Source organism: Mesorhizobium sp. M1428 (genome assembly GCF_040317515.1).
GTDB lineage: Bacteria > Pseudomonadota > Alphaproteobacteria > Rhizobiales > Rhizobiaceae > Mesorhizobium.
Window position 1 is genome coordinate 52,874 of record NZ_JAMYKT010000028.1, and the last position, 13,642, is coordinate 66,515.

Annotated in this window: 15 protein-coding genes; 5 read left to right on the forward strand and 10 right to left on the reverse strand. The window is 62.6% G+C overall.

From position 1 onward, the window contains the following. Nucleotides 1–7 precede the first annotated feature (7 nt). Nucleotides 8–874, reverse strand: coding sequence for an SDR family oxidoreductase (locus tag NKG60_RS27200; protein ID WP_352668915.1), 867 nt, complete (start codon nucleotides 872–874; stop codon nucleotides 8–10). A 57-nt stretch (nucleotides 875–931) separates the two neighbouring features. On the opposite strand from NKG60_RS27200, the gene NKG60_RS27205 reads away from it, so the two are divergent. Next, nucleotides 932–1,786, forward strand: coding sequence for a YihY/virulence factor BrkB family protein (locus NKG60_RS27205; protein WP_292656768.1), 855 nt, complete (start codon nucleotides 932–934; stop codon nucleotides 1,784–1,786). Here the strand turns inward: NKG60_RS27205 and NKG60_RS27210 are convergent. Then, complete coding sequence (locus tag NKG60_RS27210; protein ID WP_352668914.1) at nucleotides 1,753–2,643, reverse strand: DMT family transporter; 891 nt, start codon at nucleotides 2,641–2,643, stop codon at nucleotides 1,753–1,755. The genes NKG60_RS27205 and NKG60_RS27210 overlap by 34 nt on opposite strands. 150 nt (nucleotides 2,644–2,793) lie before the next feature. Continuing rightward, complete coding sequence (gluQRS, locus tag NKG60_RS27215) at nucleotides 2,794–3,669, reverse strand: tRNA glutamyl-Q(34) synthetase GluQRS (RefSeq protein ID WP_352670139.1); 876 nt, start codon at nucleotides 3,667–3,669, stop codon at nucleotides 2,794–2,796. Nucleotides 3,670–3,791: 122 nt separating this feature from the next. Between gluQRS and NKG60_RS27220 the strand changes: the two genes are divergently transcribed. Next, complete coding sequence (locus NKG60_RS27220; protein WP_352670137.1) at nucleotides 3,792–4,433, forward strand: DNA-3-methyladenine glycosylase family protein; 642 nt, start codon at nucleotides 3,792–3,794, stop codon at nucleotides 4,431–4,433. Nucleotides 4,434–4,561: 128 nt separating this feature from the next. Beyond that, nucleotides 4,562–5,119: an HNH endonuclease gene (locus tag NKG60_RS27225; protein WP_023677956.1), complete on the forward strand. Its 558-nt coding sequence runs from the start codon at nucleotides 4,562–4,564 to the stop codon at nucleotides 5,117–5,119. A 151-nt stretch (nucleotides 5,120–5,270) separates the two neighbouring features. On the opposite strand, the gene NKG60_RS27230 is transcribed toward NKG60_RS27225, so the two are convergent. Continuing rightward, nucleotides 5,271–5,789: a disulfide bond formation protein B gene (locus NKG60_RS27230; RefSeq protein ID WP_352670133.1), complete on the reverse strand. Its 519-nt coding sequence runs from the start codon at nucleotides 5,787–5,789 to the stop codon at nucleotides 5,271–5,273. Nucleotides 5,790–5,818: 29 nt separating this feature from the next. Next, a complete protein-coding gene (locus tag NKG60_RS27235; protein ID WP_023677958.1) occupies nucleotides 5,819–6,406 on the reverse strand; it encodes a YqaA family protein in 588 nt (195 codons plus the stop codon). A 372-nt stretch (nucleotides 6,407–6,778) separates the two neighbouring features. Here NKG60_RS27235 and NKG60_RS27240 point away from each other — a divergent pair, with 372 nt between their 5' ends. Next, a complete protein-coding gene (locus NKG60_RS27240) occupies nucleotides 6,779–8,638 on the forward strand; it encodes an ABC transporter ATP-binding protein (protein ID WP_352864543.1) in 1,860 nt (619 codons plus the stop codon). Between the two features lie 851 nt (nucleotides 8,639–9,489). On the opposite strand, the gene NKG60_RS27245 is transcribed toward NKG60_RS27240, so the two are convergent. The 5 genes from NKG60_RS27245 to blh are packed head-to-tail and all read right to left on the reverse strand — an operon-like array spanning nucleotide 9,490 to nucleotide 12,725. After that, nucleotides 9,490–10,248, reverse strand: a complete 759-nt coding sequence (locus NKG60_RS27245) for a sulfite exporter TauE/SafE family protein (protein WP_473600042.1) — start codon at nucleotides 10,246–10,248, stop codon at nucleotides 9,490–9,492. Between the two features lie 8 nt (nucleotides 10,249–10,256). Further along, nucleotides 10,257–10,691 carry a DUF6691 family protein gene (locus NKG60_RS27250; RefSeq protein ID WP_352670125.1) on the reverse strand — a complete coding sequence of 145 codons (435 nt, stop codon included), beginning with the start codon at nucleotides 10,689–10,691 and terminating at the stop codon, nucleotides 10,257–10,259. Beyond that, nucleotides 10,688–11,098, reverse strand: a complete 411-nt coding sequence (locus NKG60_RS27255) for a YeeE/YedE family protein (RefSeq protein WP_352864540.1) — start codon at nucleotides 11,096–11,098, stop codon at nucleotides 10,688–10,690. The genes NKG60_RS27250 and NKG60_RS27255 overlap by 4 nt, the downstream gene beginning before the upstream one ends. After that, nucleotides 11,095–11,427, reverse strand: a complete 333-nt coding sequence (gene bigR / locus NKG60_RS27260; RefSeq protein ID WP_352670148.1) for a sulfite-sensing transcriptional repressor BigR — start codon at nucleotides 11,425–11,427, stop codon at nucleotides 11,095–11,097. Before bigR ends, NKG60_RS27255 begins: the two co-directional genes overlap by 4 nt. 5 nt (nucleotides 11,428–11,432) lie before the next feature. Beyond that, nucleotides 11,433–12,725 (reverse strand): bifunctional sulfur transferase/dioxygenase Blh, encoded by a 1,293-nt coding sequence (blh, locus tag NKG60_RS27265; protein ID WP_352670119.1) that lies wholly within the window; start codon nucleotides 12,723–12,725, stop codon nucleotides 11,433–11,435. 444 nt (nucleotides 12,726–13,169) lie between these two features. On the opposite strand from blh, the gene tnpA reads away from it, so the two are divergent. After that, on the forward strand, nucleotides 13,170–13,604 hold the full coding sequence (gene tnpA / locus NKG60_RS27270) for an IS66-like element accessory protein TnpA (RefSeq protein WP_352870008.1): 435 nt from the start codon (nucleotides 13,170–13,172) through the stop codon (nucleotides 13,602–13,604). Nucleotides 13,605–13,642 lie beyond the last annotated feature (38 nt).

Sequence of the window (13,642 nt, forward strand, 5' to 3'; positions counted from 1 at the left end):
ATTGCGTTCAGGCGCGTTTGGCGAGCAGACGGTAGAGTATCGATGACGGCACGATGCGTTTAAGGATTGCGCCGATCCTGGCCGGCACCGTTACCACATAATGCGGGCGCGGGCGCCGCGACAGAAGGGCATGGCGCAAGGCGGCATAAACCACCTCCGGCCCGGGCTTCAGCCGCGATGTGCTGCCGCCGGCCCGCAGCCGTTTGAGTTGCGCCGCATAGGCGAGGCGATGAACGGAATTCTCATGATCGATATTTGCCAGGAACCATGCAAGGCTGTTGCTAGCGATCTTCGATTTCACCGGCCCCGGCTCAATCAGCGAAACATGGATGCCGCTGCCGAGGAGCTCTTGATAGAGGGACAGCATCAGCCCTTCGATAGCGTGCTTCGATGCCGAGTAGGCGCCGCGAAAAGGCACCGGCGCGAGGCCGAGGATCGATGAGCAATGAACGAGACGACCATGGCCCTGGCGGCGCATCACCGGTACGACACGGCGAGTGAGATCATGCCAGCCAAAGACATTGGCCTCGAACTGCTGCCGTAAAGCCTCGACCGGCAGGTCCTCGACGGCGCCGGGCTGTCCGTAGGCGCCGTTGTTGAAGAGCGCATCGAGCCGGCCGCCGGTCCGTTCCAGCACCGACGCCACCAGCGCCTCGATCGATCCGGGCTCGGTGTAGTCCAGATAAAAGGCCTCGATGCCGTCGGCCTCTAGCGCGGCGATATCTTCGGGCTTTCGGGCCGTTGCGAACACCCGCCAGCCTTCCGCCTTCAGCGCTCGGGCGCAATAGGCACCTATTCCGGAAGAGGCACCTGTGACAATGATGGTGCGCAACTTTTCTCCGGGAGGAATGGTGGTTTGACCTAGGGTTGTCATTTACCGCAAACCCTTCCCATATTCGCGGCGTCGGGACAATCGAAGGGAACGCGGTTCTTGTTGCGGAAGATCGTAGCCCTCAAACGCGTCCTCTACGACGCGCTCGGCCATTTCAACACCGACGACGGCTGGGCAATGGCCAGCCATCTGGCGATCACCGCGCTGATGGCGCTTTTTCCTTTCCTGATCTTCGCCACGACGCTGGCGAGTTTTTTCGGTGCGCAGGCTTTCGCCGACACCGCCGTGCACCTTGTATTCGACACATGGCCGGAGCAGATCGCCAAACCGATCGCGCGCGAAGTGCTCAACGTGCTTACCGTTCGGCGCAGTGACCTGTTGACCTACGGTATCGTGCTTGCCGGATACTTCGCCTCGAACGGGATCGAGGCGCTGCGCACTTCGCTCAACCGCGCCTATCGTGTCTCGGAAACGCGCGGCATCATCTACCGGCGAGTGCAGAGCATCATCTTCGTGCTGATCGCGACGGCCGGGTTTTTGGCGATCAGCGTGCTGCTGGTCTTCGCGCCATTGCTGGCACGGCTGGCCGAGTCGCATTTCGAATGGATAAAACCCTATATGGGCACGATCACGCTGTGGCGTTACGTTATAGCCTCGGTCGTCATCATCGGCGGTCTGTTCGCCGTGCATTTCTGGTTGCCGGCCGGCAAGCGCCGCTTCGTTTCGATCGTGCCTGGCATCATCTTCACGCTGGTCGGCTGGCTCATCGGGTCGACCATCTTCGCCGCCTATCTCGATCATTTCTCGTCCTATGTGACGACCTATGCCGGCCTCGCCTCGATCATGATCGCCGTCGTGTTCCTCTATATCGTCTCGGCGATCTTCATCCTCGGTGGCGAGCTCAACGCCGCGATCAGCCGCTATTTAGAGGCACGTGCCCGCGTCGGCGGCTGAGCCGTCGCCAGCCCGACGCCGAGCGTCGCGATCGCCATGCCGGCGATCTGGAGCGGGCTCAATTGCTCACCGAACAATGCCCAGGCGATGACCGCGGTGACGGCCGGCACGAGGTAAAACAGCGAGGCGACTTTCGACATCTCGCCGTCGCGGATCATCACCATCAACAGGAAGATGGCGCCGATCGACAGCACCAGCACGAGCCAGGCCATAGCGAACATCAGTTCGCCATTGACGATGACCGTTCGGGTCTCGAAGGCGAGCGAGGCCAGAGCCATCACCGATGCGCCGCCGACATATTGCCAGAACGTGGCAGCCACCAGATCTCCGCCGGAGGCGAAACGCTTCTGCCAGATCGTACCGGCGCTCATGCCGAGTACGGAGACCAGCGAGGCGCCCAGTGTTTCGGCCGTCACGCCGCCGCCGAGCGCGCCGAGCTTCGGCCAGAGCACGATCACCACGCCGATCAACCCGAGGCCGAGACCGGCCCAGTGGCGCGGCAGGATGGCCTCGCCCAGAAGCCGGCCGGCGAGCACTGCCGTGATCAGCGGCTGCAGGCCGACGATCAGGGCTGAAAGCCCGGCGGGCATGCCCCGGTGGATGGCCCAGAACACGCCGCCGAGATAGACCCCATGCATCAGGATGCCGGCACCCGTCGCGTGCAGCGCTTCATCGCGGGTGGCGCGGCTCGAACCAAGTGCGGCCATCAAAGCGACAAGCAGGATTGCGGCCAGGACAAAGCGCGCGGCCAGGAACGTAAAGGGCTCCGCCCACGGCATGGCATAGCGTGCGCCGATGAAGCCGGTCGCCCACAGGACGACGAAAGAGGCGGGGATGAACCGCTTGAGGCTGTGCATTTTCCGGAGGCCGCGTTGAATTCGGGTGGGGGATCGACTGCGGCGACTGCTTAATGCCGTTCGGGCCGGCAAGCAAAACCAAACGGTTGATCCATAGAGTCATTTGAATTGAAGGAGCGCCGTTGATGGCCGTCAGCTCACCGGTCTAGTCTAGAGACCGACCAGCCGCTTGACGTCGGCGGGCGATGCGCCCGCCTTACGCTGGGCGGCAAGGCCGGTATCGCCAAGACTCTTCGACAGTTTTCGTCCGTCAGGGCCGAGGATCAGGCGATGGTGAAAATAGGCCGGCTGCGGCAGGCCAAGAAGTTGCTGAAGCAGCCGCTGCACGCTGGTCGCGGAATAAAGGTCCTGGCCGCGCACGACATGGCTGACGCCCTGCAGCGCGTCGTCCATGGTGACGGCGAGATGATAGCTGGTCGGGATTTCGCGGCGCGCCACGACCACGTCGCCCCAATCCTGCGGACGGGCTTCGATACGACGCGTCGCGGAGAGCGTCTCGTCCGTGTATTCGGCCCATAACAGGTCCTTGCCGGCGCGCGCCATTGCCGCATCGACGTCCAGCCGCCAGGCAAATGGCACATTTTCGGCGATGCGCCGCTTACGCTCGCTCGCCGGCAACGCCTTGTCGGCGGCGGGATAGAGCGGCACGCCGTCCGGGTCGCGCGGCCAGTCGCGGCCGCGCTTTTCACTGTCGGCGATGAAGGCGCGGATCTCACTTCTGCTCATGAAGGCCGGATAGACAAGCTCCGCTTCGATCAGCCGCTCGAGCATCGCCTGATATTCGGCAAAATGCTCGGACTGGCGGCGCACCGGTTCCTCCCAGCCAAGCCCCAGCCATTTCAGGTCGCGAAAAGTGCCTGTCTCGAATTCCGGCGTGCAGCGCGTCGTATCGATATCCTCGATGCGCAGCAGCAGGCGTCCACCCGCCGCCTTTGCCAATTTCTGATTGAGCAGCGCCGAATAGGCATGGCCGAGATGCAGTTCGCCGTTCGGGCTCGGCGCGAAGCGGAATGTCAGCAGTGTCATTGTCCGGCGGCAATCGGGTTGTGCGGCGCTTTCGCCAATTGCTACTTTGCGCCGGCGGCGTCGTGCGTCCAGAGGGACGCGTGACGAAGCGTGCGGCACTTTTGATTTTGGAACAAGCAGACATGCAACGCATCGCCAGTCTCGACGACATTGCGCAAGGGCTGGATAGGCTATGCTTGCTCGACCCACGCCTGGAAAAAGTGCGCGGCATGGCCGGCGAGGTGCCGCTCAGGCTGTCGGAGCCGGGGTTCAGGAGCCTTGCTTCGATCGTCGTTTCACAACAAGTGTCCCGCGCGAGCGCCGATGCCATCTTCGGCCGGCTGACGAAACTGCTCGATCCGCTGACGCCGCAGGCGATCCTTGCCGCCGACGAGGCGATCTTTCGCGAGGCCGGGCTGTCGCGGCCCAAGCAGAGCGGTCTGATTGCCGTCGCCCAGGCGGTGGCCGGCGGGCTCGACCTCGATCACCTGTGCCGGCTCGATGCAAGCGAGGCTATCGCAGCCATGACCAAGGTCCCGGGCATCGGCCCGTGGACGGCTGAAGTCTACCTTTTGTTTGCCGCCGGACACCCGGATATCTTTCCGGCGCGCGACGTTGCTTTGCAGAGCGCGGTCGGCCATGCACTCGGCATCGACCCGCGTCCGCCGGAGAAAATGCTGATCCGGCTTGCCGAATCATGGAGCCCGTGGCGCGGTGTCGCATCGCGGCTTTTCTGGGCTTATTATCGCGAATTGAAGGGCAGGGATGCCGCGCCTCCGGCCTGAATCCGCAAAAAAGCATTGAAATCATGCGTTTTTGAGACCCGGCAAGATCGACAATCCGCTTCACATCCCTGTCATGTCGGGCTTACAGTATCCGCGTCGACCGGTTCTAGGTGAAGGAGGTCAACGACGTGACGGTTGCCGTATCTCCGGATGGGCTTCCAGCGCTGGTGCTGAATGCGGATTACCGTCCGCTCAGCTATTACCCCCTGTCGCTCTGGTCCTGGCAGGATGCCATCAAGGCGGTGTTCCTCGAGAGGGTGAACATCGTCGCCGAATACGAACACGCCGTCTCTTCACCGACCTTTTCGATGAAGCTGCCGAGCGTCGTCAGCCTGAAGGCTTACGTGAAGCCGTCGAGGCATCCGGCGTTTACCCGTTTCAACGTCTTCCTGCGTGACCGTTTCCAGTGCCAATATTGCGGTACGCCGGACGATCTGACGTTCGACCATGTCATTCCTCGCCATCGCGGCGGCGCCACGACCTGGGAGAATGTCGTCGCTGCCTGCTCGCCCTGCAATCTGAGGAAGGGCGGCATGATGCCGGCCCACGCCAAGATGTGGCCGCTGCAGAAGCCCTATCAGCCGACGGTACATGATTTGCATAATAACGGCCGGCTGTTCCCGCCCAACCATCTGCACGAAAGCTGGATGGATTATCTCTACTGGGATGTCGAACTCGAACCTTGAGATCATCCGACAATTCGGGAGGCTGGCCGTCTGAAGCGATTTTTTGCGCTTCCGATGCTCACCGACCAATGTCCGCTCCGCTTCGGTTCTCGACAATCACTCCACACGACTCAGCCTGCCGAATTCTTGGATGATCTCGTGTCGCGCTAAATCAATCGCGGGCGAAGGCGCTGCGGAAGGCTACGACTGCCAGGACGAAGCTGGCGATGGCGTTCCAGCCGGCCAAGGACAGGCCGAGGATGCGGAGCGCCGCCTTGTCGCAGGAGGGCGGGACGAATTTGTCGAGAGCGTCGAGCACGCCCTTGCCGCCGGTGTCCACCGGTCCGGCGGCTGCGGTGCAGTCGGTCGGGCCCGGCCACCACGCCCATTCGACCCCGGAGTGATAAACGCCGAGATAGACACCGTAGAGCATCAGCAGGCCGCCAATGGCCAGCAGGCCACGGCTTATCCAGGCTGGCGCGTGAAGAGCCGACGCAAGCACCGCCAGCAGCATCAAGGGCACGCCGACGTAGTAAGGGGTGCGCTGCTCGAGGCAGAGCTTGCAGGGGATGTAGCCGCCGAGATACTGGAAGGCCAGCGCCGAGCCGACCGTGGCAGCCATGGCGACAGCGAGAAACAGGGCGGTGCGCAGCCGCTGGCGTCCGGTATCGGCATTCACGGTCGCTGTCATCGGACTCAGTCCATTCGGTTCGATGCCGTTCAGACGGCGTATTTGACGACGATATAGAGCAAAATCAGGGCAGCGGCGGCGGCGCCCGCAATCTGGCCAAGGCGCTTTTCGATGAAGTGGCGGATTGGCTCGCCATAGCGGCGCAACAGCCAGGCGAGAAACAGGAAGCGGGCGCCGCGCGCAACGATTGCCAGCACGATGAACAGCAGCAAAGGAACACCGATGACGCCGGACAGGATTGTCACCACCTTGATCGGCGGCAGATGGGCGAGGCCGGAGGTGACCAGCATCAGGATGATGAAGCCGACACCCGACGAGACGCGCATCGCCTCGAACTCGTCGTATTTGCCATAAAATTCGAGGATCGGCCGCGCCACCGCGTCATAGGCGTAGTGGCCGATGAACCAGCCGGCGATGCCGCCCAGCACCGAGGCGACGGTGGCAACCAGCGCATAACGGTAAGCGCGATCCGGCCGCGACAGCGCCATCGGCAGATAGAGCACATCGGCCGGCACCAGGAACACAGAGCTCTCGACGAAGGCGATGAAGGCCAGCCACCATTCGGCGGATTTGCTCGCCGCCAGCGACAAGGTCCAGTCGTAAAGTCCGCGAAGCATCGGCACTCCTAATGCACGCCCAAACCAGTAGCGGTCTTGGGGTCACGACATGGCACAAACAAGACTTGGAAGCGCCCCCGTATCAACCTCGTCGGACAGGGTGCGCTTCAATGACATGCGCCGCCTGTCTAGAAAGATTTTCCGCGCTGCACAATGGCAGCTGCTTCACGAAATCGAAAGGCCGGGCTTGGGCGAGACCGGATCTCGGGAATTGGCCGTTGACGAACAGGCAAGGGCATCGAACTTCTGCGCCTGAAATGCGTCAAGGCGAGTTCTAATACGTTGCCGCGTTTTCCGGTCGAACACGATCCGTGTTTAAATACCGGCGATTCCTGTCGCATCCTCTCTCCCTGCTTCGCCCTTTGCGCCGCCATGTCGTTGTCTGATTTCATTTATCGCCCCTTTGAGACGCTCATCCGTCCGCTGGATATTCCACCCGCGCCGCTGCCTGCGAGCGGGCCGTTTGCATTGCTCCTGCATTTTGCGCGGATGTTCCGCAGCACCCTTGCGGCCATTACCATCCTGATGATGGCGGTCGAGGGGATCAACCTTGCGACGATCTGGGGGGCCTCGTTCGTCGTCGACGGGGTGAGCGCGAAGGGCGCGGCGGTTTTCCTGCAGGAGGACTGGCCGACGCTGGTCGTGCTCGGCGTGCTGGTTTTCCCCGTGCTGCCGTTGCTCATCTTCGTGGGCAATGCGCTGAACTCGCAGACGGTGGCCGTATGCATGCCGGCGGCGATGCAGTGGCAGGGCCACAAGGCAGTGGAACGCCAGGACCTTGCCTTCTTCCACGATCTCTTCGCCGGTCAGGTGGCGTCGCGCATTTCGCAAGTCGCATCCGCCGTGCAGCAGCAGATCGTCGTGGCCTTCTACAGAATACCGCTGTTCCTGGTGCAACTCGTCGGTTCGCTCGTTCTGCTTGGCGCGTTGTCGTGGCCGCTGGCGCTGCCGGTTTTCGTCTGGATCTCCGCCAACATCGCCATTGCGGTGGTGGCGGTACCCCAATATTCCGAGCGGTCGCGCCGCTCGGCGCGCGGGCGAAGCCTCGTGGTCGGCGCCATGACCGACCTCTACAGCAACATCCAGATGGTCAAGCTGTTTGCGGCGGAAGACAGCGAGGCGGGCGCGATACGGACCGTCATGGAAAACGCCATCGAGACCCAGCAGCGCGAAAGGCGCATCTATCTGACGACCGATATGGGCGTCGTCCTGCTCAACGTTGCCCTCTTTCTCACCAATGTTGCCATAGGGCTCTGGGGATTTGTCGCCGGCTTCGTCACGGTTGGCCAGTTCGCCGCTTCGATCGCCATCGTGCAGCGGCTCAACGCCAACTCCCGTGCCTTCCTGCAGATGGGCCAGCAGATTTTCCAGGCGGTGGGCACGATCCGCGACGCAATGCCGGTCGTGACGACGCCGCCGACCATAAAAGACGCGCCGAACGCCAAGCCGCTCGACGTCTCGGCCGGGGAAGTCGAGTTCAAGAACATCCAGTTCGAATACCGCGAGGGCCAACGGGTGATCGAAGACCTGTCGCTCACCGTGCGCGCAGGCGAGAAGGTCGGGCTCGTTGGCCTCTCCGGCGCCGGCAAGTCGACCCTTGTCAGCCTGCTCCTAAGGTTCTTCGAGCTGAAGGGCGGCGCGATCCTGATCGATCGGCAGGATCTCCGCAGCGTGACCCAGGCCAGCCTTCGGGAGAGCATCGGCGTCGTCACCCAGGACGTCTCGCTTCTGCATCGCTCCGTCGGCGACAACATCCGTTATGGCCGGCCCGATGCCCCGCCGGAGGAGGTGGAGCACGCCGCGATGCTGGCCGAGGCCGACGACTTCATCGCCGATCTCAGAGATAGCGAAGGCCGAACCGGCTACGACGCTTTCGTTGGCGACCGCGGGGTGAAACTTTCCGGCGGCCAGCGCCAGCGCGTCGCGATCGCCCGGGTGTTGCTCAAGGACGCGCCAATCCTGGTTCTCGATGAGGCGACGTCCGCATTGGACAGCGAAGCCGAGGCGGCGGTCCAGGACAAGCTCGCTCTTCTGATGGAAGGCAAAACCGTGATCGCCATCGCCCATCGCCTGTCGACGATTGCCAGGATGGACCGGATCGTCGTCCTCGACAAAGGCCGCATCGTCGAGGAGGGAAAACCATCGGCGCTGCTGGAGCGCGACGGGCTCTATGCCCGACTGTGGAAGCTTCAGACCGGCGGCTATATTGCCGACGCCCTCGAGGAGATGTGAGCCGCCCTCGGTGATGTTTTGCTCATGGCCGGGTCGATACATTCTGCTTTCACTCCGGAAACCGGACTTGGCTGAACTCGTTTCCACCGTAGCGTTCAGAACCCGATCCTAACTCAATCTGATCATGTGCACCGCGTGCTGCCGCTGGCGACGGCGCATTGGCTCATGGATGGGGCGTCAGTATTCATCGGCATTCTGTGGCCGCTGTTGCGGTAGAAGGGTTCAACGGGCTGAGATGCCCACTATGGACCGAAGCCTCCGACGACGAAATCGAAGCTTAGGCTTGGGCTAGATAGGCTCCAGGGAATTGGCCAGTTGACGAACAGGCCTCCAACCGTATAGTCCGCGCCCATCCAGGCCGCCCGGCCTGAGCCCCTATGGCGGAATTGGTAGACGCGCTCGACTCAAAAAGTGGTTTGTCTACCATGCGACGGAGTGTCGCAAAACCAAAAACGAATAAGAAAATCAAAGCGTTAATGAATCGGACCTTTATTCCTCAAAGCCTCACAAAGCCGTCCAGGTGCAGAATAGGAGCCGCGTCCGCAACTGCCCGCGGCGCCAATGGCGTATAAATGGCATTCATCACAAAGCTGAGGCACGACGCGATATTGACCCCCGCCGGTTTGCGGCGCTTCTACGCCATGATTTGAGGGACGTCTGCCACGCGCCGAAGTCGGCCGTTCAGGGCGACTTGATCACCGTCTGGAAGCCGACCTTCCCGAGAGCCTCGGATCGACGCGCTTGCGCCAACAGCCGACATGGAACCGCACCACAAAGCAAGTCGATCCAGCCTGGAACCTTGAAACCGGCTGCACACGGCGCGGGGTGATTTCTCGTTATGGAGGCAGCGTCTAGCGGCCTTCGCTCCGCCACAGCACGTAGCCTGCGACAATGAAAATAACGATGGCGAAGATGCGGTTGAGCGTGTCCCTGCCGGCGGAAAGCCGAGTGGCGACAGTCATGCCGATCATCCCCCCAAGGATACCGCCGCCAATGAACTCGGCCGCGAGCAGCCAGTCGATCAGCCCGGAGGCGGCGTAGTTGATGGCAGTTGCGAGGCCGAAGGCGGAGACCGCGAGCAGAGAGGAGCCGACCGCGTTGATCATCGGCATCCCCGTGGCGGCCAATAGGGCGGGCACGATCAGGAACCCGCCGCCAATGCCGAAAAATCCGGACGCACCACCCGCGAGGATCGCAGCGAACGCCGTCAGCAGACACATACGTCGATCCACGGGCCGAGCCGTTGCGGCTACGGTCTTGCGTGATTTGAGCATCAGGACGCCGATCACGATCATCAGCAGGGCGAACAGGACGAGCAGGTGCTGACCGTCCATAGCCTTCCCGAAGCTGGAGCCGGCGAGTGCGCCCACCGCACCGACAGCGGCAAAGACGATCGCGCAGCGCCACCAGATGTGCCCTTTCAGCGCATGCCCGGCGAAGTTGGCAATCGCGTTGGCCGAAACGGCAAGTGCGCTGGTGCCGATGGCGATGTGAGGGCTGGAAACGCCAACGACATAGAGCAGGAGCGGTGCGGCAAGAATCGAGCCGCCACCACCCAGCAGGCCGAGCATCAAGCCGACGATACCGCCCGAGCCGACGGCGCTCACCATGGCGCCGGTCAAGGCCGCATCCGCTTGAAGAACCGGTCGTGAAATATCATGCCGGCGAGCATTGCCAGCGCGAAGAGCCAGGTTTGCCAGAGGCCAAGCGACAGCGAGGCGACAGCGGGGCCGGGGCACAATCCCCCGAGCCCCCAGCCGAGGCCGAATAGCGCGGAGCCCGCGATCAGCCGCGCATCGATGCTTGTCGACACCGGGAAATGGAACGTCGTGTCGAGTATCGGCCGCGGCATGCGCCGCCCCACGCGGAGTCCGACGAAGGCCACCGCGACGGCGCCGCCAAGCACGAAGGCCAGGCTCGAGTCCCACGCGCCAAAGACGTCGAGAAAGCCTTGCACGCGTATCGGGTCGAGCATGCCCGACAGCGACAGGCCGAAGCCAAAGACCAGACCGGCGCCGACGGAAACGATGATTTGCGACTTGCGAACGGTCATGGTGCGGCGCACTTCAGTAGAGCGACGGCGAGCACGCCGGCCGCGAGGAACGTGACGACGGCGGCGAAAGAGCGCCGCGACAACCGGGCAAGACCGAGGACGCCGTGGCACGAGGTGCAGCCCGAACCCATGCGCGTGCCGAAACCCACGAGCAAGCCCGCGACGACGATCAGTGGCCACGACCCGGTGACGGTGACCGCCGGCATATGCCCGAATAGTGCGAGGAACAACACCGGTCCGAGGGCGAGGCCTACGACGAAGGCGCCGTTCGTCAGGATGTTAGCTCCCTGCGCCAGACGTCCGACAATGCCACTTATGCCGGCGACGCGCCCATTCAGGACAAGCAGCAAGACCGCAGAGAGGCCGATGATCATGCCACCGATCAGCGACACCCAGTAACCGCTCATGACGTGCTCCCAGGCTCGCAGAAGATACCATAGAGAGCCCCGATGAGCTGCGCCGCCTTGTCCGCCGTAAGGCGGTAGAAAATCTGCTTGCCTTCGCGTCGCGTCTCGACAATCCCAGCCTCGCGCAAAACGGTGAGTTGCTGAGAGAGCGTCGGCTGGTGGATATCGAGCTTTTCCTCGAGCGCGCCGACCGAGTATTCGCCCTCGGCAAGCGTGCAGGCGAGCAGCAGCCGGACCGGATGGGCGAGCGTCTTTAGCAATCCCGCGACTTCGCCGGCGCGGACCTCCATGGCGGCAAGGCTCATGCCTTTCGTTTTCAAATCGTCCATCGCAGTCACGATGCCGCTCCCTGGAGCGCGTCGAGCGGAAATTTGAGATAGCGCCGGCCGTTGTCTTCCGGTTCTGGAAGGCGGCCGCCGCGCAGATTTACCTGCAGTGCGTGGAGGATCAGCTTGGGCATGGGCAGCAAGCGATCGCGCGCCTCGCGCAGTTTGACGAAGGCAGCCTCGTCCATCCCGGCGACATGCGGGTTGGCGCGCTTCTGTTCACCGACCGTGCTCTCCCAGCGTGGCGTCCGGCCTTCCGGCTGGTAGTCGTGGCCCGTGAAAAGGCGCGTCTCGTCCGGCAGCGCGAGGATATTCTGAATGGATCGCCACAGAATCTGGGCATCGCCGCCAGGGAAGTCGGCCCGCGCTGTGCCGCTGTCTGGCATGAAGAGGGTGTCGTGAACGAAGGCGGCGTCGCCGATAACGTAAGTCACAGAGGCAAGGGTGTGTCCTGCCGACAACATCACATGGGCGTCGATGGAACCGACCTTGAACCGATCGCCATCCGCGAACAGCCGATCCCACTGCGAACCGTCCTGTGCGGAAGGCCGGTTGTAGATGCCGTGCCAAAGCTTTTGGATATCGGCGACACGCGCACCAATGGCGGTTGGCGCGCCGGTCTTCTCCTTGAGGTAGTGCGCCGCGGAGAAGTGGTCGGCGTGCGGATGGGTGTCGAGGATCCATTCGACCGACAGTCCCTCGTCGTCGACATAGGCGAGGATGGCGTCGGCGCTCCTGGTTCCAGTCGCGCCGGACTTCCCATCGAAGTCGAGCACCGGATCGATGATGGCGCATCTCTTCGTCGCCGGATCTGCAACCACATACTGGATTGAATAGGTGCGCGGGTCGAAGAAGCCTTTTACGCGCGGACGCTCGCGGGCAGTTTTTTCCAGCCATTTGACCGCGCCGAAAAGGTCGAAGCCGTGGCTCTTTCCGAAGGATACGACATCGTCGACCTCCATCCGCCCATCGAGCACTTCCCCCAGCACGTAGAGCGTCAGTGCCCGTGCGCCGCTTTTGCAATGCGCAATGACTGGCCCTGCCGAAGCAGCCAGAGCGGATCGGAACGCGTCAATATCGGCCCGCGTGATCGTCGCGCCGGTGACCGGAACGAAGCTATAGCGAAGGCCGGCATAGTGCGCTGCTCGCTGCTCGGCAACGTTTCCAGGCTGGCCAGCCTCCTCCCCGTCGGGTCGTGCATTGATGAGCGCATGAAAGCCTTTGCCGGCCAAATGCTTGAAATCGGCAACGTTCGGCTGACTTGCAACCGAGAACGTGTCAGTGATGGCAATGGAGCGCATGCGGGCATCCTTCCTCATATCAATATACATTTACACATAATGTATATTGATGGCTCTGGCAAGGACTTCCGTACGGCCTGCGTCGAGGGTCGTATCATTGAACCCAATAGCCGCGGTCACACGTTTCGAATGTCTGGGAGAGTCAACAGCTCCAATTTCGCCGAAGGCCCGCTATCGGCCGAAAAACAAATGGCTGCAGAGAGTCCGCTTGGGTTTCGATCGCGGCGATCCAAGGCGCCGAGGGCGGTCTGACAGCCCCGGACGGTGCAGCGCTCATCGGCCCTGACATCGTAGCCGCCCTGTCTGACCGCCACGTATCCCGTAACCATCAGATGCTTGGCAAGGGTGAAGTCGTCCAGGGTAAGCGCTGTTGTGGGACCACCTTTCGGGAGTGGTCGCGATCTGTGAGGTTGCCGATTCTGTATTGGGATCGGAGATCGGCTTGTGTCTGGACTTGACCTTACGTTTGACCCGGAGCGGCAGCTTCGGCGTTTCGAGGTGATCAACGGTGCTGGCGGCCGGCGTCACTGGTCGATGGATGACAAGGCGCGGATCGTCGCGGAGACGCTGGAGCCGAACGCAATCATTTCCGAAGTTGCCCGGCGTTATGGTCTCAGGCCGCAGCAGGTGTTCGCCTGGCGCCGCGAAGCGCGCAAACAGGCCACTTCGGTGCAGCAAGATTCTCCTGCCTTTGTGCCGGCGGTTGTGGCGGCGGCGGAACCTGTAGCGAGCCGTTCACCGAAGCAGCGGAAACGGCAAGCCACTCGAGATGCCGGCCTGATCGAGCTTGAGATCGACGGCATCGCGATGCGCGTCGGCCGGGGCGCCGATGCCAAGACGGTGGCCGCAGTGATCCGCGCGCTGAAGGCGACGTCGTGATCGGGCCGACGGGTGCGGTCAAGGTCATGGTGGCGACG

Bases quoted from the DNA above. Each gene is read 5' to 3' on its own strand.
- NKG60_RS27230 (WP_352670133.1), bottom strand. From the start codon at position 5,789: ATGACAGCGACCGTGAATGCCGATACCGGACGCCAGCGGCTGCGCACC.
- gluQRS (WP_352670139.1), bottom strand. From the start codon at position 3,669: ATGACACTGCTGACATTCCGCTTCGCGCCGAGCCCGAACGGCGAACTG.
- NKG60_RS27255 (WP_352864540.1), bottom strand. From the start codon at position 11,098: ATGAGCGGTTACTGGGTGTCGCTGATCGGTGGCATGATCATCGGCCTC.
- NKG60_RS27240 (WP_352864543.1), top strand. From the start codon at position 6,779: ATGTCGTTGTCTGATTTCATTTATCGCCCCTTTGAGACGCTCATCCGT.
- blh (WP_352670119.1), bottom strand. From the start codon at position 12,725: ATGCGCTCCATTGCCATCACTGACACGTTCTCGGTTGCAAGTCAGCCG.
- NKG60_RS27200 (WP_352668915.1), bottom strand. From the start codon at position 874: ATGACAACCCTAGGTCAAACCACCATTCCTCCCGGAGAAAAGTTGCGC.
- NKG60_RS27250 (WP_352670125.1), bottom strand. From the start codon at position 10,691: ATGACCGTTCGCAAGTCGCAAATCATCGTTTCCGTCGGCGCCGGTCTG.
- NKG60_RS27235 (WP_023677958.1), bottom strand. From the start codon at position 6,406: ATGCTTCGCGGACTTTACGACTGGACCTTGTCGCTGGCGGCGAGCAAA.
- NKG60_RS27220 (WP_352670137.1), top strand. From the start codon at position 3,792: ATGCAACGCATCGCCAGTCTCGACGACATTGCGCAAGGGCTGGATAGG.
- bigR (WP_352670148.1), bottom strand. From the start codon at position 11,427: ATGGACGATTTGAAAACGAAAGGCATGAGCCTTGCCGCCATGGAGGTC.
- NKG60_RS27210 (WP_352668914.1), bottom strand. From the start codon at position 2,643: ATGCACAGCCTCAAGCGGTTCATCCCCGCCTCTTTCGTCGTCCTGTGG.
- NKG60_RS27245 (WP_473600042.1), bottom strand. From the start codon at position 10,248: ATGGTGAGCGCCGTCGGCTCGGGCGGTATCGTCGGCTTGATGCTCGGC.